The 23456-nt window shown below is 37.9% G+C and carries 22 protein-coding genes; 7 read left to right on the top strand and 15 right to left on the bottom strand.

Translation table 11 applies throughout. From position 1 onward, the window contains the following. Positions 1-3: 3 nt before the first annotated feature. The 7 genes from purF to purE are packed head-to-tail and all read right to left on the bottom strand — an operon-like array spanning position 4 to position 6822. On the bottom strand, positions 4-1425 hold the full coding sequence (gene purF / locus CD138_RS05570; RefSeq protein ID WP_019167835.1) for an amidophosphoribosyltransferase: 1422 nt from the start codon (positions 1423-1425) through the stop codon (positions 4-6). Continuing rightward, a complete protein-coding gene (gene purL, locus CD138_RS05565) occupies positions 1404-3593 on the bottom strand; it encodes a phosphoribosylformylglycinamidine synthase subunit PurL (RefSeq protein ID WP_019167836.1) in 2190 nt (729 codons plus the stop codon). The genes purF and purL overlap by 22 nt, the downstream gene beginning before the upstream one ends. Further along, positions 3586-4257 (bottom strand): phosphoribosylformylglycinamidine synthase I, encoded by a 672-nt coding sequence (gene purQ, locus CD138_RS05560; RefSeq protein WP_019167837.1) that lies wholly within the window; start codon positions 4255-4257, stop codon positions 3586-3588. The genes purL and purQ overlap by 8 nt, the downstream gene beginning before the upstream one ends. A gap of 1 nt (position 4258) precedes the next feature. Continuing rightward, positions 4259-4519 carry a phosphoribosylformylglycinamidine synthase subunit PurS gene (purS, locus tag CD138_RS05555; protein ID WP_014614277.1) on the bottom strand — a complete coding sequence of 87 codons (261 nt, stop codon included), beginning with the start codon at positions 4517-4519 and terminating at the stop codon, positions 4259-4261. 2 nt (positions 4520-4521) lie between these two features. Next, a complete protein-coding gene (gene purC / locus CD138_RS05550) occupies positions 4522-5223 on the bottom strand; it encodes a phosphoribosylaminoimidazolesuccinocarboxamide synthase (protein WP_026066803.1) in 702 nt (233 codons plus the stop codon). After that, positions 5220-6353 carry a 5-(carboxyamino)imidazole ribonucleotide synthase gene (gene purK / locus CD138_RS05545; protein WP_019167839.1) on the bottom strand — a complete coding sequence of 378 codons (1134 nt, stop codon included), beginning with the start codon at positions 6351-6353 and terminating at the stop codon, positions 5220-5222. The genes purC and purK overlap by 4 nt, the downstream gene beginning before the upstream one ends. Continuing rightward, entirely contained in the window at positions 6340-6822 is a 483-nt protein-coding gene (purE, locus tag CD138_RS05540) for a 5-(carboxyamino)imidazole ribonucleotide mutase (protein WP_019167840.1), read from the bottom strand. Before purE ends, purK begins: the two co-directional genes overlap by 14 nt. A gap of 209 nt (positions 6823-7031) precedes the next feature. Between purE and folD the strand changes: the two genes are divergently transcribed. After that, the gene (gene folD / locus CD138_RS05535) at positions 7032-7889 is read left to right on the top strand and encodes a bifunctional methylenetetrahydrofolate dehydrogenase/methenyltetrahydrofolate cyclohydrolase FolD (RefSeq protein ID WP_019167841.1); all 858 of its coding nucleotides are present in this window, start codon (positions 7032-7034) and stop codon (positions 7887-7889) included. 629 nt (positions 7890-8518) lie between these two features. Here the strand turns inward: folD and CD138_RS05530 are convergent. After that, positions 8519-9664, bottom strand: coding sequence for a globin domain-containing protein (locus tag CD138_RS05530; RefSeq protein WP_019167824.1), 1146 nt, complete (start codon positions 9662-9664; stop codon positions 8519-8521). Positions 9665-9891: 227 nt separating this feature from the next. On the opposite strand from CD138_RS05530, the gene CD138_RS05525 reads away from it, so the two are divergent. The 6 genes from CD138_RS05525 (at position 9892) to rihC (ending at position 15777) form a co-directional block, all read left to right on the top strand. Continuing rightward, positions 9892-10227, top strand: coding sequence for a DUF5011 domain-containing protein (locus CD138_RS05525; protein WP_019167825.1), 336 nt, complete (start codon positions 9892-9894; stop codon positions 10225-10227). Positions 10228-10727: 500 nt separating this feature from the next. Continuing rightward, on the top strand, positions 10728-11828 hold the full coding sequence (gene qoxA / locus CD138_RS05520; protein WP_019167826.1) for a cytochrome aa3 quinol oxidase subunit II: 1101 nt from the start codon (positions 10728-10730) through the stop codon (positions 11826-11828). Positions 11829-11830: 2 nt separating this feature from the next. Then, the gene (qoxB, locus tag CD138_RS05515; protein WP_026066802.1) at positions 11831-13816 is read left to right on the top strand and encodes a cytochrome aa3 quinol oxidase subunit I; all 1986 of its coding nucleotides are present in this window, start codon (positions 11831-11833) and stop codon (positions 13814-13816) included. Beyond that, positions 13809-14417, top strand: a complete 609-nt coding sequence (qoxC, locus tag CD138_RS05510; protein ID WP_019167828.1) for a cytochrome aa3 quinol oxidase subunit III — start codon at positions 13809-13811, stop codon at positions 14415-14417. The genes qoxB and qoxC overlap by 8 nt, the downstream gene beginning before the upstream one ends. Further along, a complete protein-coding gene (qoxD, locus tag CD138_RS05505; RefSeq protein ID WP_019167829.1) occupies positions 14414-14704 on the top strand; it encodes a cytochrome aa3 quinol oxidase subunit IV in 291 nt (96 codons plus the stop codon). Before qoxC ends, qoxD begins: the two co-directional genes overlap by 4 nt. 167 nt (positions 14705-14871) lie before the next feature. Next, complete coding sequence (gene rihC / locus CD138_RS05500) at positions 14872-15777, top strand: ribonucleoside hydrolase RihC (RefSeq protein WP_019167830.1); 906 nt, start codon at positions 14872-14874, stop codon at positions 15775-15777. Between the two features lie 414 nt (positions 15778-16191). Here the strand turns inward: rihC and CD138_RS05495 are convergent, their stop codons facing one another. The 7 genes from CD138_RS05495 to CD138_RS05465 form a co-directional block, all read right to left on the bottom strand. After that, positions 16192-16833, bottom strand: coding sequence for a PepSY domain-containing protein (locus CD138_RS05495; RefSeq protein ID WP_019167464.1), 642 nt, complete (start codon positions 16831-16833; stop codon positions 16192-16194). 109 nt (positions 16834-16942) lie between these two features. After that, positions 16943-18274, bottom strand: coding sequence for a glycosyltransferase (locus tag CD138_RS05490; protein ID WP_019167465.1), 1332 nt, complete (start codon positions 18272-18274; stop codon positions 16943-16945). 42 nt (positions 18275-18316) lie between these two features. Continuing rightward, entirely contained in the window at positions 18317-19132 is an 816-nt protein-coding gene (locus CD138_RS05485) for a hypothetical protein (RefSeq protein ID WP_019167466.1), read from the bottom strand. A gap of 16 nt (positions 19133-19148) precedes the next feature. Then, the gene (locus tag CD138_RS05480) at positions 19149-20069 is read right to left on the bottom strand and encodes an ABC transporter ATP-binding protein (protein WP_019167467.1); all 921 of its coding nucleotides are present in this window, start codon (positions 20067-20069) and stop codon (positions 19149-19151) included. Between the two features lie 5 nt (positions 20070-20074). Next, positions 20075-21265, bottom strand: a complete 1191-nt coding sequence (locus CD138_RS05475; protein WP_019167468.1) for a glycosyltransferase family 4 protein — start codon at positions 21263-21265, stop codon at positions 20075-20077. An 11-nt stretch (positions 21266-21276) separates the two neighbouring features. Next, positions 21277-22086 carry an ABC transporter permease gene (locus CD138_RS05470; protein WP_019167469.1) on the bottom strand — a complete coding sequence of 270 codons (810 nt, stop codon included), beginning with the start codon at positions 22084-22086 and terminating at the stop codon, positions 21277-21279. Beyond that, positions 22083-23456: hypothetical protein (locus tag CD138_RS05465; RefSeq protein WP_103265966.1), on the bottom strand; the 1374-nt coding region annotated here is incomplete at its 5' end. The genes CD138_RS05465 and CD138_RS05470, both read right to left, overlap by 4 nt.

Genomic DNA, 23456 nt, shown 5'->3' with positions numbered 1-23456 from the left:
TGATTACACTCCTCTTCTTTTCATTTCCTTAACTTCTGGTAATTCATGGTCCACAATTTCAATTGGATATTCGCCAGTGAAACAAGCGTTACATTCACCTTTAGAATCATGTGCTCTAAATACTTCGTGCATACCTTCTACAGATAAATACGTCAATGTATCTGCGCCGATCATCTCACGAATTTCTTCAACGGTATGTTGGGCAGCCATTAATTCTGCGTGCGTTGACACATCAATACCGTAATAACATGGATCTTGCAATGGCGGTGAAGAAATACCCATATGCACTTCTTTCGCACCTGCAGATTTCAATGCTTTGACGATATATTTACTTGTCGTTCCGCGCACAATCGAGTCATCTATTACAACAACACGTTTGCCTTCAATGACGTCACGAATCGGTGAATGCTTCATGCGCACTTGTCGTTCTCTGACAGACTGATCCGGTGTAATAAAGGTACGTCCGATGTAGCGGTTTTTTAACAACCCTTGTTCATTCGGAATACCGGTTTGTTCGGAAAAGCCTTTCGCTGCCTGTAATGAAGAATCTGGGACACCGATGACGATATCCGCATCAATGCCCATTTCTTCTGCTAATTTACGACCGAGCGCTTTACGTACATTGTAAATAGAGTGTTTATGAAATTCTGAATCTGGACGTGCAAAGTAGACATATTCCATAGAACACATTTTATGACCGATGTCTTGTGTATACATGTCATAATCCACTTCATTGTCACCAGAAAAGGTAATCAATTCACCTGGCTCAATATCGCGAATGTATTCTGCACCAATCGCTGTAAAGGCACACGTTTCACTTGCAACACAATATGCCCCATCCACTTGACCTAACATGAGTGGACGCACACCACGTTTATCGCGAGTGGCTGTCAGTTGTGCTTCATTTAAAATGACACAACTGAATGCCCCTTTCACTTGATTCAATGCTGCTTTTTGGTTTGTTTTAATATTTTCAGATTTTCCTTTAATCAACAGATGCGCGAGTACTTCTGAGTCACTCGTCGTTTGGAAAATACCGCCTGTTGATTCAATGGCTAAACGAATTTGATGCGCATTCGTTAAGTTTCCGTTGTGCGCCAAACCTAAGTCCCCTTTAGAATGTTTGAACAAGAACGGTTGCACGTTGGAAATCTCGCTTGCACCTGTTGTCGCATAACGCACATGACCAATTGCATTCGGATAACCTTGTAATGAATCCAATTGTTGTTGTGAAATTGCCTCAGTAAGCAATCCCATACCACGTGCACCAAAAAGTTGTTCACCGTTTGAGCACACAATCCCTGCGCCTTCTTGACCACGATGTTGCAAACTGTGTAATGCCATATAAGTCAAATAGGCTGCATGAGGATGGTTCCAGATGCCGAAAACACCGCATTCTTCGTTTAGTCCACGGATGTCATACATGACTCAATAGCCCCTTCCCATTCACGTTTAAGTTCTGATGTACGACGTTCAATGACACTGTCTTTGGCTACTACTTTGAAATCATCGGTATCCGTCAATGTACCAATACGTGTAGCACCTTCAATATTAAGTGTTTGGCCTGCTTTCACTGCAACGATATAGCGACCTTGTGTTTCACTGAATAATTGTGCATTAGTTAAGTTCACTTCTGCATCAATACCTAAGCTGTAGTGCGCACTAATTTTAGCAAGTGTGATAGCAAGACCACCTTTACCCACTGTTTGTGTATGTGAAATGACACCTTCACGAATCGCTGCACGAATGGCTTCACCTTTCGCAGCTTCTTGCGATAAATCCATCTGTTCTACTTCGTGGTTTACATCGCTATATAGTAATTTTTCGATTTGACTACCACCATAACTGTCTGTCGTTTCACCAATGACATAAAGTGTGTCACCTACAGACGGTTGATACGTTTTTAAGAAATCGATATCTTCAATTAAGCCCACCATACCAACGACTGGTGTTGGGAAAATAGAAGATGTACATGTTTCATTGTAAAGTGATACGTTACCTGATACGACAGGCGTTTCAAGTGCTTCACATGCTTCGGCCATACCACGTGTTGAATCTGTCAATTGTTGATAAATATGTTTTTTCTCTGGAGAACCATAGTTTAAACAGTCCGTCATCGCTAACGGTTTTGCACCGACAGCAATTAAGTTACGGTATGCTTCAGCTACAACCATTTTGCCACCTTCATATGGGTCGTTAAATACGTAACGTGCTTCTCCGTCAATCGTTGATGCGATGGCTTTATTTGTACCTTCTACACGGACAACAGAAGCTTGTAAACCTGGTTTCACAATCGTGTTTGCACCCACTTGTTGATCGTATTGGTCATATAAATAATGTTTGGAGGCAATGGTTGGATGTGTTAATAAACGGTCGAAAACATCATTCACATCAATATCGTCATAGCGGTTTGGTGCTGCATCGTGATGTAATGGTTCACCTTCAAGAATGTAAACAGGCGCTTCATCTGCTAAAGGTTCAACAGGAATGTCTGCGAACACTTCACCTTCGTATGTGAGGACGAAGCGGTTCGTATCTGTCACTTCACCAATGACTGCACTGTCTAATTCATGATAATCAAATAAGTCTAAAAACTTTTGTTCTGTACCTTTTTTAACGACAAGTAACATACGTTCTTGTGTTTCTGATAACATCATTTCGTATGGAGAAATTCCTTCTTCACGTACAGGTACTTTTTCCAACTCAAGATGAATACCACTGCCACCTTTTGCCGCCATTTCAGATGATGAAGATGTTAAACCAGCAGCACCCATATCTTGAATACCGACAAGTTCGTCATAAGTAATCGCTTCTAAAGTGGCTTCCATTAATTTTTTACCTACAAATGGGTCACCAATTTGAACAGAAGGACGTTTGCTTTCACTTTCTTCAGTTAACTCTTCTGACGCAAATGTCGCACCGTGAATACCGTCACGTCCTGTTTTTAAACCGACGTAAATGACAGAGTTGCCAACACCTTTAGCGGTACCTTTTTGAATCATGTCGTGATCAATGACACCGACACACATCGCATTAACAAGTGGATTCCCATCATAACGTTCGTCAAATTCAATCTCACCTGCTGTTGTCGGAATACCGATACAGTTACCGTAGCCACCGATACCCGCTACAACACCACGTAATAGACGGCGATTTGTTTTTTCAGTGAGCTCACCAAAACGTAAACTGTTCAATAAGTTAATTGGGCGCGCACCGATTGATACGATGTCTCGAATAATTCCACCGACCCCTGTCGCAGCACCTTGATAGGGTTCGATTGCTGATGGGTGGTTGTGTGATTCTACTTTAAATACCACCGCTTGGTTATCACCAATATCCACAACGCCTGCACCTTCACCAGGTCCCATTAAGACGTGTTCACCTGTTGTCGGGAACTGTTTTAAAAATGGTTTTGAATGTTTGTATGAACAGTGCTCACTCCACATGACAGAAAAAATACCTGTTTCCGTAAAATTAGGCGTACGTCCTAAAATTTCAGTTACTTTTTCAAATTCTGCATCGCTTAACCCCATGTCACGATATAATTTTTCAACTTTGACTTCTTCTGCAGTTGGCTCTAAAAATTTAGGCATTTTGTTCCCTCCAGCTATTCACCATTGATTCAAATAATTTCACGCCACTGTCTGTACCAAGAATGGCTTCTAATGCACGTTCTGGGTGTGGCATCATACCGCAAACATTCCCTGCTTTGTTGACAATTCCAGCAATATCATCGTGTGAACCGTTTGGATTGTCCATATACTTTAAGATAATTTGATTGTTGTCGATAAGTTCTTGATAAATCTCATCAGTACAATAATAGTGACCTTCACCATGCGCTACCGGATAAACCACTTCTTCACCTTCACTGTAACCTTGTGTAAATGGTGTTTGATTGTTCACAATTTTAAGGTGTTCATTACGGCTTACGAACAAGTGAGAATCGTTGTGTAATAATGCGCCTGGTAATAAACCGATTTCTGTTAAAATTTGGAAACCATTACATACACCGAGTACAGGCTTTCCTTCATCAGCCAATCTTTTCACTTCTTTAATAATCGGAGCAACACTTGCCACTGCACCTGAACGTAAGTAGTCACCAAATGAGAACCCACCAGGAATCAATACGCCATCGTACCCTTTTAATGACGTTTCACGGTAATCTACATAATCCGCATCGACACCTGATTTCAATGCTGCATTGTACATATCACGGTCGCAGTTAGAACCTGGGAATCTAAGGACAGCGAACTTCATATTATTGATTCTCCTTTTCATCCAAAACTTTGTAACTATACTCTTCAATCACAGTATTCGCAAATAACTTTTCACTTAAAGTTGTCACGACATTGTGTACCGCTTCATCAGTTGCTTCATCTACAGTCATGTATAAAACTTTACCGACGCGAATATCATTAACTTGTTCATACCCTAAGTCGTGTACAGCGCGAGTCAACGCTTGACCTTGTGTGTCTAAAACTTGTGGTTGTAAAGTGATGTGTAATTCGATTGTTTTCATGATTAAAGTGCCTCCAATTTATTTAAGAAAGTTTGGTAAGTATCAATTAAAGATCCTGTATCTTCTCTGTAAACATCTTTGTCAAAATTTTCTTGTGTTGCTTTATCCCAAATACGGCATGTATCTGGTGAAATTTCATCGGCAAGTAGCAATTGACCTTCACGATCAACGCCGAATTCAATTTTAAAATCAACTAATGCTAAGCCCATTTCATCCATTAATTTGATCAAAGCTTGGTTAATACGTAAGGCTTGTTCTTTCAACTGTGTGATCGTTGCATCATCTGCAATGCCCAATAATTTAACATGATCATCAGTAATCAGCGGGTCATTGAGATCATCATTTTTATAGAAAAACTCTACAAACGGATAATCGAAGACATGTCCTTTTTCAAATCCAAGACGTTTCGTAATTGAACCTGCTGCAATGTTACGTACAACAACTTCTAAAGGAACAATGTCGACAGCTTTAACAAGTTGTTCTGTTTCAGACAGTTGCTCGATAAAATGACTGTCCACACCCTCATTTTTGATGTATTCAAAGATACGTGAAGTAATTTGATTGTTTAAGCGCCCCTTACCTGTCATTGCATCTTTTTTTGCACCATTTCCAGCTGTCACTTCATCTTTATATTCAATTCTCAATACATCTGATTGTTCTGTTGAAAAAACACGTTTCGCTTTGCCTTCATATAAAAGACTCATTTGCATTCGTCTCTCCCTTCAAATTTTGCGACCATTTGTTGTTCAGTTGTTGCAATATCGTCTGTTAAAATCGTTAAATGCCCCATCTTACGTTCAGGTTTACGTGAAACTTTGCCGTAAAGGTGGACATGCCATTCAGGATGTTCAAAAAGTTCATTTTCCAACAAATCTAAATCCTTACCGAGCAAATTCATCATGATTGCAGGTTTAAGCAGTTCTATTTGTTGCGGTAAACGGTGTCCTGTTACAGCTAAAATATGTGTATCAAATTGCGAATAATCACACGCCTCAATCGAATAATGTCCTGAGTTGTGCGGACGTGGCGCAATTTCATTGACGTATAATTCATTTTGTTGATCTATGAAAAATTCGACTGTAAATGTACCTACAAAATGGACGGCGCGTGTAATTTTATCTACTTCTTGACGCGCATCTTCTTCATGATTCGCTCTTGCAGGTACAACGGTTTTAAATAATACTTGGTTGCGGTGTTCATTTTCTTGTAATGGAAAATACACAATTTGCCCGTCGTTGCCAATCGTGACAGTTAAAGATACTTCTTTTGCTAAATCTAAAAATTTTTCAGCAACACATTCTTGGTTTGCTATCAGTTCACGCGCTTCATCTAATTGCGATTCAGAAGTAAGACGAATTTGACCTTTGCCATCATAGCCACCAAAACGCGTTTTCAACATCAACGGAAAGCCTAATGTCTGCACTGCTTCATCTAAATCTGCTTCAGAAGTCACTTGCACAAATGGCACCACTTTCGTCCCTGCATTGGCCAGTGTTTGCTTTTCTGTTAAACGGTCTTGCAACAATTGAATAGCTTGATAACTTTGTGGCACGTTATATGTTGAAACCAATGCTTGTAATTGCTCTGCCGCAATGTTTTCAAATTCGTACGTAATGACATCCGACATCTCACCAAGGCGCTCTAATGCCGGCATGTCATCGTAGGCAGCGTGAATGAATTCATGTGCAACGTAACGACATGGACACGTCTCGTCAGGGTCTAATACAACAACTCTAAATCCCATTTTTTGTGCGGACTGTGCCATCATTTTTCCCAATTGTCCGCCGCCGATAATACCGACAGTCTGACCTATCTTCAACTTATCGAAGGTCATTTTGCATCGCCTCCACTTTCTCAACAAGAGATTGTTCGTATGCTTCAAGTTTGCTTTGTACTTCTTGATCTGTCATCCCTATCATTCTTGCAGCTAAAATGCCGGCGTTTTTAGCGCCTGCTTGACCAATAGCTGTCGTCGCAACGGGTATCCCACCCGGCATTTGAACAATTGAAAGCAAAGAATCTAGCCCTTTTAAACTTTTTGACTCAATCGGTACACCAATGACAGGCAAAGTTGTCATCGACGCGACCATACCTGGTAAATGGGCGGCCCCCCCTGCACCAGCAATAATGGCACTATAACCATTGCTACGCGCATTTGTTGCAAAATCGACCATCATATGTGGCGTACGATGTGCAGATACGACTTTTTGATCATACGGAATGTTAAATGCTTCTAACATGGCACATGCTTCTTTCATGACATGCCAGTCTGAAGAACTCCCCATAATGACTGCTACTTTCACAATGAACACCCTTTCAAAAATTTGAAATACTAATCTTAATAGTTGTATATTACAGGTATAGCATAACAAGCTTAAATTGTTTTTTCAACGCAAAAATCGAACTTTAATACTTTTTTAACATCTATATTTCGTATTTCGGTTCATTTTTGGTATAATCAAATTGCAATCATTCGTTAACGTTCGAATTATTCCGAGGAGGCTAATATTTTATGAGTGCAAAGATTTTAGATGGTAAGCAAATTGCGAAAGATTATCGTCAAGGTTTACAAGATGAAGTAGAAAAATTGAAAGAACAAGGCTATACACCGAAACTTTCGGTTATTATAGTCGGAAATGACGGGGCAAGCCAAAGCTATGTACGTTCTAAAAAGAAAGCAGCTGAAAACATTGGTATGATTTCAGAAGTGATTCATTTAGAGGAAAGTACTTCAGAAGAAGATGTTTTAAAAGAATTAGACCGGTTGAACCAAGACGATTCTGTGAGTGGTATTTTAGTTCAAGTCCCTCTACCGAAACATATCGACGAACAAAAGGTACTTGATGCGATTGATTCAGATAAAGATGTGGATGGTTTTCACCCTATCAATATCGGGCGCTTATACTTAGACAATGCACAATTAATTCCTTGTACACCACTCGGCGTAATGGAATTATTAAAACATGCGGAGATTAATCTTGAAGGTAAAAATGCAGTTGTCATCGGCCGCAGTCATATTGTAGGCCAACCTGTTGCGAAGTTATTACTTCAACAAAATGCAACAGTGACAATTTTACACTCTCGCAGTCAAAATATTAGTGAATATTTAAAACAAGCTGATGTCATTGTCAGCGCTGTAGGCCGTCCAGGAATGGTAACCAAAGATGACGTGAAGCCGGGTGCTGTTGTCATTGATGTTGGTAATACGCCTGATGAAAACGGTAAACTTAAAGGTGACGTTGAATATGATGAAGTAAAAGAAGTTGCAGGTGCGATTACACCTGTGCCTGGTGGCGTTGGCCCAATGACCATTACGATGGTACTCAATAATACGTTAATTGCTGAAAAAATGCGTCGTGGCATTGAATAGAAAGAAGAAGTGTGTGATGGTTGAAGCCATTGCACACTTTTTTGTTTTGGAACAAGTTTAATTATTGAACCCTTGACAAATGTAGGATAGGGACTGGGAAAACTTAATATCCCAGTCCCTATACTTTTTATGGACATATATAGATTAATGATGATCAATCAGCCAAAATGAGGATGAATGGAACGTCATCATTGGATGTTATGGGGTTGTCTCCATTTTATAAACCATCGCAAGGTGACTGCATTTGATGCAAGATTGCCCAGAGGCTGAGACTCCCGAGGGATGAAGTTGAAAACAAGATACCGTCACTTGACTTTGATAGTGGCTACTGTTTATCGCAGTAGCTGTCTGACTTCTCAATGCTTGTACTTTTGAGAAGTCTAGTCAGCCTTGCGGGGGCAGTACGACGAAATCTTTGTTCCACATGAGATTTCTGTACTGCTCCCGAAAATCCAATTTGGCTTCCATCCAGTGTAACTTCAATCAAGCCAAATTTAGTTGAGGCAAGTCCCCTGGGAACGCGAAGCCATAAGGGCAATCAGAAGCCACAAATCATAGGGAGGGCAAGTTAAACAAAATACTGCATCCATAGCATCAAAAATGATGATGTCCCCCCCTCGACATTAATTCTATACAGGTACACTTAAACGTGGTACGAACGTTTCGAAATGGATGCGATCTTGATCAACACCTAATGTTTGTAGTGATTTTAGAATAGATTGTAAGAATGCTGTGCCACCACAAACATACACTTCTGTATCCTCTGAAAGGTACGTTTTCAATTCGTCTGCTTCTAAATACCCTTCTTTATCTTTCAAATGAATGTGTAAGTGATTGTTTTTACCTGATGCAGTGATTCGTTCAAGTTCAGGAACAAATGCTGCTTCCGATTCAGTTGATGCAACATGAATCATTTGTGCAGTGACGTCGTTCCCCGCAACTTGGCGATACATTGAAATCAGCGGTGTGATACCAACACCAGAACCTAGGAATAATTGAGGACGTTCGTCATTATGAATTTTGAAGCCACCCACTGGCGCAGATAAGTATAATGTATCTCCTTCATGAAATTCATCATGTAACGCCGTAGATACTTCACCTTCATGTCCTTCGCTTACATCACGTTTGACACCGAATGTTAAGAAGTCTTTACCCCCATCAATAATAGAATAGTGTCTTTTAGCTTTATATGGTAGTTTTTCACTTTCGATATCTACCGTAATATATTGACCTGGTGTAAATTGACTTAAGTCTTGTGTATCCGATGTCACTGTGTATGCTTTAATATCAGGTGTCACTGTTTCGATTTTCGTGATTTTAAATGGTTTAAAACCATCCCATGCCATACCAGCGTAAATATCTTTTTCAACCATAATAAATGCATCTGCAATGACGCCATACGCTTTTGCCCAAGCTTGAATGATTGGATGGTTTTCATCAATACCGACAACTTCTTGAATTGCGGCAAGCAAGTTTTCCCCTACAATTGGATAATGCTCTGGGAACACTTGTAATGCACAATGTTTATATGCAATTTCTTTCACTACTGGCATAATCGGTGTCAAATCTTCAATGTTCATCGCAGCAGCCAATACAGATTGAGCGAGTGCTGTAGATTGGAATCCTTTTTTCTGGTTCGTTTGATTAAACATGTTACGTAATTCAGGGTGTTGGTTTAACATACGATTATAAAAATTAGAAGTTATTTCTGTGCCTTTTTCTTTTAATACCGGTACTGTTTCTAAAATAATTCCTTTTTCTTCTTGCGTTAACATTGACAATCACTCCTGTTTAAAGTTTACATACTATAGTTTATATGAATTGATGTATCGTCTGCCATTCATAAGCTAAGCTAACATCAACACAATAACACATTTAATGAACTTACCATTTTCAAACATAATTCGGTCCATAGTAGGATAGCTAATTTTGCTCAAAAATGTATAATACTAATTAATCAAACAATTACAAAATTGTAGCGTTGAATGGAGGGCCTCATTTTATGAACAAAATACTACAATCTTTATCAGCACTTGGTGTATCAGCGACACTCGTATCACCTAATCTTGATGCAGAGGCAACAACAAATACTGTTCCCTCTATTAAAGGTGTAGAAGATTTAGTCATCAAAGTTGGCGAGGACTACAATCCTTGTGATGGCGTCAAAGCATACGATAAAGAAGACGGTGACTTAACTGATAAAATTAAGGTCAATGGTCATATCGACACAACGAAACAAGGAATTTATACACTACAATATGAAGTCACTGATTCTGATGGTGCAATCGAAACGTCATCACGTACCATTAAAGTTGTAGATGCCCCGCTCAATGAGTAGCTAGCAACACTATTATTATGAATGCATAACGTTTCTTCATTTTAAGTCATCCATTTATCCATTGTTTTTTCTTGTGTATCAAAATGACATTTTACCAATACCCTTTATAGTATATAGAGCAGACCTCACCATTTCATGATTAAGCTCTATATACTTTCATACCCTACACTTTTATTTTACACTTTTTTTCACAAACTTTTATTAGTCAATTCCCTAAATTTTAATTCAAAATACCCTGTGCCTAAATCGTAAGAATTTTCAGTTAACATGAGCAATTTTTATCATTTTCCCCCTTTTTCTTCATTAATACATCAACATTAAGACTTTTCACAAAATGTACACATAATTTTAAGAAATCTCAAAAACAGCGCCATTCCTAGAGTAATAAGGGTTTCTAAGAATTTTTATGATTGTTTTTTTAAAAAGCCACTTGTAAATATCACATATTATTTTAAAATTAATGTAAGCCCTACAATTGTAGTATTAGGAGGTCAAAAAAAGTGTCAAAATTAAAGTCTTTGCTTCTTGCATTTGGAACATTGTTTTTGCTTGCGGGCTGTTCTGATGTAGAAGTTTTAAACGCAAAAGGGCCAATGGCCAGCGACCAAAGATTTTTGATCATTTATTCAATCATCTTTATGGTTGCCATTGTTGCTGTTGTACTTATTTTATTCGCGATATTTACTTATAAATACCGCTATAGTAATACGCGCGAATCTGGTAAGGTGCACCACAACGCACTTCTCGAAACAGTTTGGTTTATCATTCCTGTAATTATCTTAATTGCTTTAATGATCCCAACTGTTAAAGCCTTATATCAATATGAGGAACCACCTAAGTCTGAAGATGACCCTATCGTCATTTATGCAGTAAGTGGTGGATACAAATGGTTCTTCGCTTATCCGGATGAAAAAATTGAGACGGTTAACCACATTAAAATTCCAACTGATCGTCCAGTAACATTCAAACTTCAAGCGATGGATACAATGACAAGTTTCTGGGTTCCACAACTTGGTGGTCAAAAGTATGCAATGACTGCGATGACTATGGAGTGGACTTATGAAGCACATGAAGAAGGTACATATCGTGGCCGTAACTCAAACTTCAATGGTGAAGGTTTCTCACGTCACACATTTAATGTTGAAGCTGTGAGTCAAAAAGAGTATGATGCTTGGGTTAAAGAATCACAATCTAAGAAACAACTCGATCAGGACACATTTGATAAGCAACTTCTTCCTATCACTGAAAACAAAGAGTTAACATTCAGTGGTACACACATGGCATTTGTTGATCCAGCGGCTGATCCAGAATACATCTTCTACGCTTATGATCGATTTAATTACACGCCAAAAGATCACAACTTCTATGATGATAAAGAAGGTGTCTTAAGCGAACCGAATAAGCCAGCGCGTAAACCACGTATTACGAATGCCAACTACGAACGTCATGGTATGAAAGCAGCAATTCTTAAAAATGATGAACCATATAATAATGAGTTCGTCAAAGAGCAAAAACATACTATGGACGAAATGGAATCAATGCATGAAGGTGCCAAAGACGCTGAGGCACACAAAGATCATAAAAGTGGAGGTGGACATTAATGATGGACTTTCCATGGAATGAGCTTATTGTAAAAGGTAACTGGATGATTACATTGGCTCAAATCAGTGCACCTTTCTTAGTTATCGGTGTCATTGCAGCCATTACTTACTTTAAGCTCTGGGGATATTTATATAAGGAATGGTTCATGTCAGTCGACCACAAAAAAATCGGTTTGATGTACCTTATCTGTGCTGTATTAATGTTCGTACGTGGTGGTATTGATGCAATTCTATTACGTATTCAATTAACAGTTCCAGACAACCCATTCTTAGAGTCAAATCACTACAACGAAATTTTCTCAACGCACGGTGTCATCATGATTATCTTCATGGCAATGCCACTTGTAATTGGTTTAATGAACATCATTATCCCATTACAAATCGGTGCACGTGACGTTGCTTTCCCAGTATTGAACAACATTAGCTTTTGGTTGTTCGTAGCGGGTATGCTTTTATTTAACCTTTCATTCATCGTTGGTGGTTCACCAGCTGCTGGTTGGACAAACTATGCACCACTTGCCGGTGAATTCAGTCCTGGACCTGGTGTCAACTATTACTTAATTGCCATTCAGATCGCAGGTATTGGTACTTTAGCAACGGGTGTGAACTTCTTTGTAACAATCATTCGTCTAAAGACACCAAGTATGACATTTATGCAAATGCCAATGTTCGTTGTGACAACATTTATTACAATGTTAATCATCATCTTGGCATTCCCAGTGTTAACTGTAGCACTTGCATTAATGACTGTTGATAGAGTGTTTGATACTGCATTCTTCACAGTAGCTAATGGCGGTATGCCGATGTTATGGGCAAACTTCTTCTGGGTATGGGGGCACCCTGAAGTATACATCCTTGTCCTTCCAGCATTCGGTATTTATTCAGAAATTATTCCAACATTTGCACGTAAACGATTATTCGGACACCAAAGCATGGTGTGGGCAACAGCAGGTATCGCATTCTTGAGTTTCTTAGTTTGGGTTCACCATTTCTATACAATGGGTAATGGTGCATTAGTTAACTCATTCTTCTCAATCACAACAATGTTGATTGCTGTGCCAACAGGTGTAAAAATCTTTAACTGGTTATTTACACTACACAAAGGACGTATTTCTTTTGAATCGCCAATGTTATTCTCATTAGCGTTTATTCCTAACTTTACAATTGGTGGGGTTACTGGGGTTATGCTTGCGATGGCATCTGCAGACTTCCAATACCACAACACATATTTCTTAGTGGCACACTTCCACTACACAATTGTTGCCGGTGTTGTATTTGCATGTTTCGCAGCTATGATTTTCTGGTATCCAAAAGCTATGGGTTACAAATTATTCGAAAAACCAAACAAATGGTTCTTCTGGATCTTCATGATTGGTTTCAACGTGACATTCTTACCACAATTCATTCTTGGTCTTGATGGTATGCCACGTCGTTTATACACTTACATGCCAGAAGATGGTTGGTTCTTGTTAAATGTGATTTCTTCAATCGGTGCTGCAATGATGTCTATTGGGTTCTTAATCTTTGTAGGTAACATTGTTTACAGTCACCTCAAAGCACCACGTGAAGCAACTGGTGACAACTGGAACGGTTTAGGTCGTGGTTTAGAGTGGTCTACTGCATCTGCAATCCCACCTAAATACAACTTCGCAATCACACCAGATTGGGATGACATTGATACATTTGTTGAAATGAAAAAGCAAGGTAGACACTATCTTGACAATCATAATTACAGCGACATTCACATGCCGAACAATACACACATCGGTTTCTGGATGGGTATCTGTTTCTTCATCGGTGGTTTCTTCTTAGTATTCGAAACATTATTACCTGCGATTCTTGCATTAGCTGGTGTCTTCGGTTTAATGATTTGGAGAAGTTTCCAACAAGATCACGGTTACCACATCCCTGCAAGTGAAGTAGCTGAAACTGAAGCGCGCTTGAGAAAAGCTCGCCAAAAAGAAAGGGAGGCTATGAATCATGAGTAATGAAAATGTGAATACAATTGATGCTCGTACACATGAAGGCGATTTAAACAAACTCGGTTTCTGGATCTTCCTTACAGCTGAATTCGCACTTTTTGGTACACTTTTCGCAACATTGTTAACCCTCCAACACGGCGGTAGCTATGGTGGTATGTTAACAACTGAATTATTTGAATTACCACTTGTATTAATCATGACATTCCTACTTTTAGCAAGTTCTTACACTTGTGGTATTGCAATTTACTACATGCGTAAAGAGAACAAGAAATTGTTATTAATTTGGATGATTATTACAATTATTTTAGGTATGGGATTCGTTGGCTTTGAAATTTTCGAATTCAGTCACTATGCGCATGAAGGTGCTACGCCACAACTTGCATCTTATTGGTCAAGTTTCTTCATTCTTTTAGGAACGCACGGTGCTCACGTTACAGTTGGTATCTTCTGGATTATTTGTTTATTAATCCAAGTTGCCACTCGCGGACTTACAAAATATAATGCACCAAAATTATTTATTGTAAGTTTATACTGGCACTTCTTAGACGTTGTGTGGATTTTCATCTTCACAGCAGTGTATATGATAGGGATGGTGTATAGCGGATGAATACAATTGTAAAACATACAATAGGCTTTATCGCCTCAATTATTTTAACTTTACTCGCTGTTTTCGTGACTCTATATACATCATTGTCATTTCATGCAAAAGTAACAATTATTTTCGGATTTGCATTTATCCAAGCGTTTTTACAACTCTTAATGTTCATGCACTTAACTGAAGGTAAAGATGGTCGTGTTCAACTTGCAAAAGTTATCTTCGCGATTATCATTACATTGATTACAGTTATCGGAACATACTGGGTAATGCAAGGCGGTCATGGTTCACACATTTAACCCATGACAAAAAAGCACTAACACGTGATGTGTTAGTGCTTTTTTATTTATTCTTTTACACCCTATTGATATTGCGGCATCCCCTTTTATACTTTAATCACTTTTCCTCCAAGTTGAATGATATCAAACAAAGTCTTACTATAGATTTAAAAGGAGGTTTTAATAAAATGTCTATCCCAATCATTATTGATACAGATCCTGGCATTGATGATGCAGCTGCAATCAGTCTGGCACTTCATCATCCACAACTTGACGTACAACTGATATCCACTGTGCATGGTAATGTCCCACTCCATTTAACAACGAGGAATGCCCAACAATTAATTGAATATTTTCATGCCCGTGTACCCGTTGCATCAGGCGCAGCGTCACCACTTATACAAAAGCCGGTCCACGCCCCTCATGTTCATGGCGAAAGCGGTATGGCAGGTTATGCATTTGATGAACCTACGACACCACTCATTTCAAATAATAGTGTGGAGACAATGAAAGACCTACTCCTTCAATCAACGACACCGATGACGTTAGTGCCGATTGGACCGCTCACAAATATCGCGTTACTTTTGAAAATGTATTCCGAAGTGCATACATATATTCATCAAATCGTGTTAATGGGTGGGAGTGCTGGACCAGGGAATATTACCCCTGCCGCAGAATTTAACGTCTATGCAGATCCAGAAGCCGCACATATCGTCTTTCAATCTGGTATACCTATTGTCATGGCAGGACTGGATATTGCACGTGCATCCAACTTACCTCACACCTTATTACCAAAAATAAAGGACATGAATCAAACTGGTCATATGTTGTATCATCTGTTCCAACATTATCGAGGTGAATCATTTTTAGATGGCTTAAACGTTTATGATGCCTATACAATGATGTATTTATGTTATCCCGATTTATTTACAGTACGTCCTGCTCAAGTAGAGGTAGAATTAAGTGGTACCCATGCACGTGGCGCAACATTTGTTGACTTTAACGTAACAGACAGTTCAACACACGTACTCATGGATATTCAAGCTGAAGACTTTCAAGCTGCCTTTCTCGAAATGTTACAATATTGTCCATAGAAATACTCCATATAAAAGGGTCCGAGACATTAAGTTTTCCCAGTCCTATTTATCGTGGAGCTATATCTACAGTTGATGATAATAACGACGAAAATGAGGAAGAGTTTGACATGAAAAGTTGATGCTATGGATTGTCTTCATATCAGAAACTTGCCCCTACTTCCTGTATTTGGAGTTAGATTGCCAGAAGGCTGAGACTCTTGAGGAATCAGCTGGTCCGGAAAATCCACTAACGCTTCAACAAATGTAACAGTTTAATCAAGCGTTAGTTAGTTGAAGGGCCAGCCCTTAAGAACGCGAAGCCATGAGGGCAATCAAAAATACAATTCATAGCGGGAGGGCAAGTTAAACAAAGTACTGCATCCACAGCATCAAAAATATTTATGTCCTATTCCCTTCCTTTTTTATAACAGATTAATCATTTTCTTGTTGTAATACTTTACCCGATTTCGCATCGAGTACTAATTCTTGTTCGCCGTTATCCGTCAGTAATTCGATGTTGTATACAAATTGACCGTCATCATAATCTAATGACCATTTTTTCAAGTCACCTTGTTGTTGATCTTGTGCTTTTTTCACAGCTTCTTTAAAATCAATGGCATCTGCATAATTAATCGTTTTGTCATCATCGTTGTCCATTTCTTTTTCTTTGTCTGTATTCAACACTTTATTATCTTTATCAGATACTTTGACTTCTGCTTCTTCATTGTTGCTTCTTAAATCAATGTCATATACCCATTGACCATTTTCTTTTTTGTATTCCACTTGTTTCACGTCACCATCAAATGACGATTTCGCTGTTTTAATGGCGTCTTCAGGTGTTGTTTTTACATCTTTAACATCCATCGTTTGACCTTTAACGTTTTGATTTGTGTTTTGATCATCGCTGTCATCACGATCATTGTCATCACTATTTTGATTGTTATCAGTCGTTTGTTCCGTTTTTGTGTTGTTATCTGTGTTGCTCGTATTTTTTTGGTCATCATCATCGTCGTTACCACAAGCTGCTAAGACGATACCTGATGCTAATAATAAAGACAACATTTTAAATTTCATATATAAAAACCTCCGATATGATTATTTACAATTGATATACCCCATTAAATGGATATTAAGACATATTCATATCAAATAAATTTCAATATCGGTCAAAAGTTTGAGTCAATCATTTCATTTGAGGCTGTATTTTCCCTATATATGAAACTTTATCACCAAGTGTGTTGTACACGTTTAATAATTTTTGTTTTTCATTTTGCCAATTATAAATCATTTTCGTACGACGCGTATTCGCACGATAACGTTCATAATCTTCAGGATGACGCAGCAAATGGTTCACCGCTTGCGCAATGTTTTCACTTACATGGGTGTCAGTCGCAATCCCCACCTGGTTGTCTTCCACGACACGTTGAATTTCTGGAAAGTCGCATGAGATGACAGGCACGTGCGCCATGATATATTCGAACAGTTTATTCGAGCTTGCAGAATAATGGTTAAAACAAATATTTTGTAACACTTGAAAGCCGACGAATGCCTCTCGCGTAATACTTGGCAATTGTTCAAACGGCACTTTGTCTAAAAAGTAGATACGGTCGCTTGCTGGTGAGGCCTGTGCTTGGGCTTTCAGTGTATTTGTAAGCTTTCCGCCCCCGACAAAAACAAGCACCCCTTCATCAATCATCGGCATTGCTTCAATCAACTTTTCTAAGCCTCGACCTTGTTGCAATCCACCTTGATAGAGTAAAATTTTTTCATCAGCTGGGATGCCTAACTTAGCATGCACATTCATATGCGGTTGTTTTTCAATATCGTATAACGCGGAATAATTGTATAAAGGTTGCGGATAAAAGCCATACAATTGTTCATTATGCTTTGCGCGTGTATGATTTTCAACCATCATCGTATCGACAAAGCGTAACAAAAAGCGTTCTATTTTCTTAATACGCTCTGAATTGTAGCCGGTACGATCGGATTGTACTTCATGACTATCGTAGACGAGCAGCTTGGGTTTGAGACGCAATTTTGAACACACAATCCCTTGAGGTAACGTATTCAAGTCATTTGCATGATAAATATCTGCTTTCATCATATAACCTTTCACAATCATACGCGCTATAATGGCACTATTAACCACCCATTTACGTATTTTTTTCACTTTCATTATCGCGAATGCAGTCACTAACAACATGGCATAGCTTAACATCAACTTTAAATTGAGATAAAATAGCCCTGCTGCAATTGTGAAAGAGAGCCCACCGATGACGATGAGAAACTTTTTCCCGTAATCTGCATACGCTTGAATTAAAAAAGGATAGCGTCTGACACGATGAACACGAAAATGATTTTCTCGTTGTTCAAATGCTTGTATATCTTTATTTTTAGGGTCATTAATCGCAATTAAATCGACATCATATCCCGCTTCAGCGAGTGCCGTACATTCTCGATTGACCCGTGCATCGTTGGTGAAATGATTCCACACGAACATCGCTACTTTTTTCACTTTGTCATCTCCCTTGATATGATTGCTACGCAAAAGTAATTATTAATAAACATTCAACTGCCGCTTCATGAATAAATTAACTAATTCCACCGTTTTATCTTTAGGTAGTGGGTTATGTCCTGATTTTTTATCGTTATACAATAGAAAATTTATGCGAGAACTGTCGAGCTTGTATTTGTCTAACATTTGCATAAAAGGCATGACATGATCTTCCATATCTCTGTGACTCAAACGATTTTGAATATAGAGTATTTCAGGGATATAGTTATTTTTTTTCATAAGACTGGTAACGGAGACACGATTGGCAAACATTTGATTCACGTCATTAAACGCCATATCTCCAAATACAAATTGATAGGCCTTTAATACATGGTTGCGACTATACCGATGTACATAGGCTTGTGGATTGTTGACAATGGCTCGAGAATTTTGATGATGAATCGCCAACATCATTGAAATAAATCCACCACCTGAACTTCCATAATAAGTCACTTGATGATCCTCTACATTTAACAGTCGACTCACTTTTTGGCTAATTCGGGCATAATCTTCAATATAGAATCGATCTTTAGTCCCTAATCCCCATCCTAAGCTGAGAGGGCTATCATGTATCGTACGATCATCTATAAACAGACAATGCGCATCAAAATCATCTCGCCAACTCTTTCTCAAAAACACGGGTGGTTCTGCTTTGTTTTTGTCAATTGCACCATTGGAATGCACGAGGAGTCGATCCGTATTGGGTTTGATATGAACAAAGATATAAAAATCAATACCATCTACATTAAGTTTGACTTTTTGATTATTCGCATTTAACAAATCCTCTAGCGTTAATGTATCGTAATTGAATTGAATCATTGAAGTCCCCCATTTCCTAACCGATTAATTGAAAATACAATGCAACGAACCAACCGACTAACGTAATACTTATTAATCCATGCGTCATTAAGGAGACATCTTGGTGTTGTGATAGGGTTGACGCATTACAATCACCCACTTGTTGTTGTTTTAACTTCTTTTTCTTATACGCTACTTGTTCTGATTTAGGCATGTGTTTTATTTTTTGAACAAGTGCATTATAGCGCTTGATCACTGAATTGACATCATCATATGCGACCATTTGACCGTAATGAATCCACAGTGCTTTATCACACATCTTTCGAATTTGACTGGCAGAATGAGACACAAAAAAGATTGTTTTTCCTTCCTCCTGAAATGCTTTCATACGTTCAATACATTTATTCGAAAATGTTTCATCACCGACTGATAACGCCTCGTCCACAATGAGAATATCAGGATCCGTATGAATCGCAATAGAAAAACCTAATCTCGATTTCATCCCACTAGAATAGGATTTAAGCGGTTGGTAGATAAATTCATCTAATTCACTAAATTTCACAATGTCATCAAACTTTTCATTGATCTCTTTTGTAGACATCCCATGCATCAAACATTTGTAACGTATGTTTTCTTCACCTGTAAATGCAGGGTTAAGGCCCGCACCAATCGCAATAAGAGAAGGTTTCCCCTCTGTATGGACTTCTCCGTATGTTGGCATCACGACTTCCCCCAAAATATTAGACAACGTAGACTTTCCTGAGCCATTTAATCCTATAATACCGACAGAAGTCCCCCGCTCTACTTTGAAACTCACATCTTTCAGTGCATAATATGGTTTGAACGAATAAGATTTACCCAAAGTGAATAAAGAAAGCAATTTGTCTTTTTTACTCCGATTTAAATCATAAATTTTAGTCACATTTTCACAGATGACATTATATTGCGTTGCTGACATATGATTCACCCCTTAAGAAAGCTCATTAAAGTTTTAATATTCTTTTCCCAGTTTAAAAATTGGTCTCGATACTGTCTCGCATTTTTTAACTGTGTTTCAAAATATGAAGGATGATCTCTATACTTTAAAATTTTTTCTAATAATACTTTGGGTGTCGCATTCTTTTCCGCAAAACCGATTTGAAACATATTGATGTCCTCAGCCATTTTTCCACCAATATTTGTAACAGGGAGCGTATTTACCCCTATTGCATCCACAATTTTTCCGGGCAACACATTTAAAAATATTTCATCATCATTCAAAATCGATAGCGCAATGTGATGTTTAGAAATTTCTTTAAGACATTGTTCACGACTCATCACTGGTTTAAGTGTCACATACTCTAAATGTTGAACTGCCTGCCTAAATTTCGGTGCTTTTACCCCATACACAATCGCTGTACTATACACTTGATTATCATTAAGTCCTTCAAACAATTCGATTAAATGTTCGACATCTTGCGCGTATCCGATATTGCCAGTGTAAATCACATGAAACGCGTTAAATTTCTCTTCCGTGAAACGTTCTTCCTCACTCACTGAATTAGGAATATATTGAATCTGTTTGTCCTTGCTTAACATACGTTGAATATGTTCCTGAAATCCTTTATTATTAATGACAATTTTATCCGCACGCTGATACATCAATTTCTCCAATCGTTTAAGCAATGGCCAAGTCAATTTAAGGTTTACCCCTTTAATCCCATTCACACTATCTGGCCATAAATCTCGAACTTCTAAAATATAAGTAGGTCTCTTCGCTTTTTTCATAAACAAAGTCGCCCAAGCAATAAAAATATTTGGACTCGTAACATAAATATAATCGTAATCATTTTTATGTTTGTAAATATAATGTCTTACCCTTATATATTGCTCGACATAGTACATTAACCGTGCGAGGAGATTTTTATTTTGTTTTTCACAAAGCATTTTCATGCGGACAATGCTCTCGTTTTCATAACGATTTATCATGTCATCATCAAAATAGTATTGATTTTGATACAACTCATGATTAGGATATGAAGGTTCTGTTGTCAATACGTGGGTGACGACACCTTCTTGAGTGAAGTGTTTAAACAACATTTTCATACGATTTGCTGCTGAGCCTAATTCCGGATAAAAGTTTTGTGTAATCATTAATAGTTTTTTAGATTTCATATTTTAAGCCCCTATATATAATCTAGAATTCTTTTTCTGAATTTTATGTGTATAACTGAGCCAATTAAAATCAGTAAAAAAGTCGTCATCCAAAAATAAATATGATCAGACCACGTACCATAGACAGCTGTTTGGTGATGTATGAATGCTGTGCGATAAACGCCAACGAGATATGCGAAAGGATTTAAGCTGGCTAACTTTGCTAAAATGCCGTGTTGTTCTTCTAACACCCAAAATACTGGTGTCAAAAAGAAGAGCATACGAACGACGTTTTGCAATAAGTTTTTTGTATCTCTAACAATGACAGTCAATGTGCTCATAATTAAAGAAATACCGAAAATAATTGAAAAAGCGCCGATTAAGAAATAAATAAACCAAAAATAGTGCCACCATGGAACATAATGATTCACGAATGAAATGACAAATACGATACTTGTTGTAATCATTAAATTGATCATATTATTGGTAAGTGCAATCGATATAAAAATAGAAGAAGGAAACTTCATCTTAGCTAATAAACCAATATTCTTTTGAATTGCTGAAGCACCCGCGTTGATCCCTTGTGATATAAAAAGCCAAGGAAATAAACCTGAAACCAGATGGACAATAAAAGGCACGCCCATGATTGAGCTAGAACTCCCCCTTAACCCTAATCCAAAAACAATATAGTAAATGGTCACTTGGAGCACCGGCTGCAAAATGTTCCAAAAGATACCTAAATAGTGGTTGGCATATTGACTTTTCATGTTATAAATCGCTAATTTAAAAATTTTAGGTAAATTCATGACTTGCTCTTTGTAAATCTCTATGATTGCTCTCATTCTATAACCTTCTTATTCGAATTAGATTCTGTGATTTGAAATTTAGCCGCTTCTATCCAGGAAGATTTTTCGATATCTTTCGTAGATTGAAGTTCAATTGATAAATATGAATGCGGAGACAATGTTTTCTCTATGCTTTCATATCCTAAATCCACAATATCGTATTTCACATGATCGATTGTCATAAAAATGTGTCCTCTACCTTTATTGTTTTGATAAAAAGTACGGATAGAGATAGAAACTGCATTATCACACGGGTTCAAAATGTTTAAACAGTAGATTTGATGTGCGATAAATTTTTGCTGATTCAATTTAAAACGAATGCTTTGCTGTTGCGCTATTTTACTAAAATCTTGTGTTTCGTAATTTAATTTTGTGCCATGTATTGGCTTTTGATGATTTTCAACTGTTTTAAGTTGCTTTTTTAAACTTTGATATTGGTCATATAAATTTTGGTCTGTATTAAATCCAAAAAAGTGGAGTAACGGCCAACACTCGTCAATGATTGCCTTATGAAATACGTGTGTCTTTCGCTCTTCATAATCCATTTCCATCAAACGAAACAAAATAAATCTACAATTGATGAAGTTATATACTTCCATGTAAGGATCACTTTCTTGAATAATTGCACTATGCCAACCATTCATCCTAGACTCGAGATATAAGACATCATAGAGGTGGTATCCTTTATCCAAACAAAAATTGATTTCGTTTCTTTCAATAAATTGTGTGAATACCTGTTGAATCCATGATGTCTGATTGATAGGAGACCATTTTTTTATATATGGGACATATGCCTCGATAGCAACTCCTTGCTCTTCCAATGCGCTAGGTCTTATTCCTTTTGCAAGTTCAAATAACGACGACTTCACATGTGAAACATTTTGAAACTTTACATCTTGACTATAATAATGGACGATCTCTATAGAATGCTCAGATTCATAATTCGCATATAAATCATCCACTACTTGAACCCCCTCGCGCTGATCAATGTTGAAAAAAAGATGCTTCAAGTTCAGTTGATTAACGAGAAAGTAAACCACTTTTTGATCTGAATCATAAATTTTCTTTTGCGCACCTGTGATTTTCTTTTCATCCGTCTTTAAATATGTAAAAAATAACGTATGCGGTAACTTGTTTTTCAATAGAGCAAGAGACACTCTCGAATCAAAGCCGCCTGTGAGTGACATGACAACTGGACGACCGACACGATAAATGTACGCAACCATTTCTGTCATTAAAGGCAGCACTTGTTCGACAATACTTTTCGCATTCAACATTTGATATTTTTTATTTGGGTACACCCTTTTCAAAGTATGTTGATTCAGTTCAAAGCGCATATTCGCATTAAATTTATATATCTTTTCATA

This window comes from Staphylococcus intermedius NCTC 11048, assembly GCF_002902385.1.
Classification (GTDB): Bacteria; Bacillota; Bacilli; order Staphylococcales; family Staphylococcaceae; genus Staphylococcus; species Staphylococcus intermedius.
This window is presented reverse-complemented; position numbering and strand designations above follow the sequence as displayed.

What these genes read in the sequence shown, in the direction of transcription:
- purF (WP_019167835.1), bottom strand. Translation starts at nt 1,425, where the DNA reads ATGTATGACATCCGTGGACTAAACGAAGAATGCGGTGTTTTCGGCATC.
- purL (WP_019167836.1), bottom strand. Translation starts at nt 3,593, where the DNA reads ATGCCTAAATTTTTAGAGCCAACTGCAGAAGAAGTCAAAGTTGAAAAA.
- purQ (WP_019167837.1), bottom strand. Translation starts at nt 4,257, where the DNA reads ATGAAGTTCGCTGTCCTTAGATTCCCAGGTTCTAACTGCGACCGTGAT.
- purS (WP_014614277.1), bottom strand. Translation starts at nt 4,519, where the DNA reads ATGAAAACAATCGAATTACACATCACTTTACAACCACAAGTTTTAGAC.
- purC (WP_026066803.1), bottom strand. Translation starts at nt 5,223, where the DNA reads ATGAGTCTTTTATATGAAGGCAAAGCGAAACGTGTTTTTTCAACAGAA.
- purK (WP_019167839.1), bottom strand. Translation starts at nt 6,353, where the DNA reads ATGACCTTCGATAAGTTGAAGATAGGTCAGACTGTCGGTATTATCGGC.
- folD (WP_019167841.1), top strand. Translation starts at nt 7,032, where the DNA reads ATGAGTGCAAAGATTTTAGATGGTAAGCAAATTGCGAAAGATTATCGT.
- CD138_RS05530 (WP_019167824.1), bottom strand. Translation starts at nt 9,664, where the DNA reads ATGTTAACGCAAGAAGAAAAAGGAATTATTTTAGAAACAGTACCGGTA.
- CD138_RS05525 (WP_019167825.1), top strand. Translation starts at nt 9,892, where the DNA reads ATGAACAAAATACTACAATCTTTATCAGCACTTGGTGTATCAGCGACA.
- qoxB (WP_026066802.1), top strand. Translation starts at nt 11,831, where the DNA reads ATGGACTTTCCATGGAATGAGCTTATTGTAAAAGGTAACTGGATGATT.
- qoxC (WP_019167828.1), top strand. Translation starts at nt 13,809, where the DNA reads ATGAGTAATGAAAATGTGAATACAATTGATGCTCGTACACATGAAGGC.
- qoxD (WP_019167829.1), top strand. Translation starts at nt 14,414, where the DNA reads ATGAATACAATTGTAAAACATACAATAGGCTTTATCGCCTCAATTATT.
- rihC (WP_019167830.1), top strand. Translation starts at nt 14,872, where the DNA reads ATGTCTATCCCAATCATTATTGATACAGATCCTGGCATTGATGATGCA.
- CD138_RS05495 (WP_019167464.1), bottom strand. Translation starts at nt 16,833, where the DNA reads ATGAAATTTAAAATGTTGTCTTTATTATTAGCATCAGGTATCGTCTTA.
- CD138_RS05485 (WP_019167466.1), bottom strand. Translation starts at nt 19,132, where the DNA reads ATGATTCAATTCAATTACGATACATTAACGCTAGAGGATTTGTTAAAT.
- CD138_RS05480 (WP_019167467.1), bottom strand. Translation starts at nt 20,069, where the DNA reads ATGTCAGCAACGCAATATAATGTCATCTGTGAAAATGTGACTAAAATT.
- CD138_RS05475 (WP_019167468.1), bottom strand. Translation starts at nt 21,265, where the DNA reads ATGAAATCTAAAAAACTATTAATGATTACACAAAACTTTTATCCGGAA.
- CD138_RS05470 (WP_019167469.1), bottom strand. Translation starts at nt 22,086, where the DNA reads ATGAGAGCAATCATAGAGATTTACAAAGAGCAAGTCATGAATTTACCT.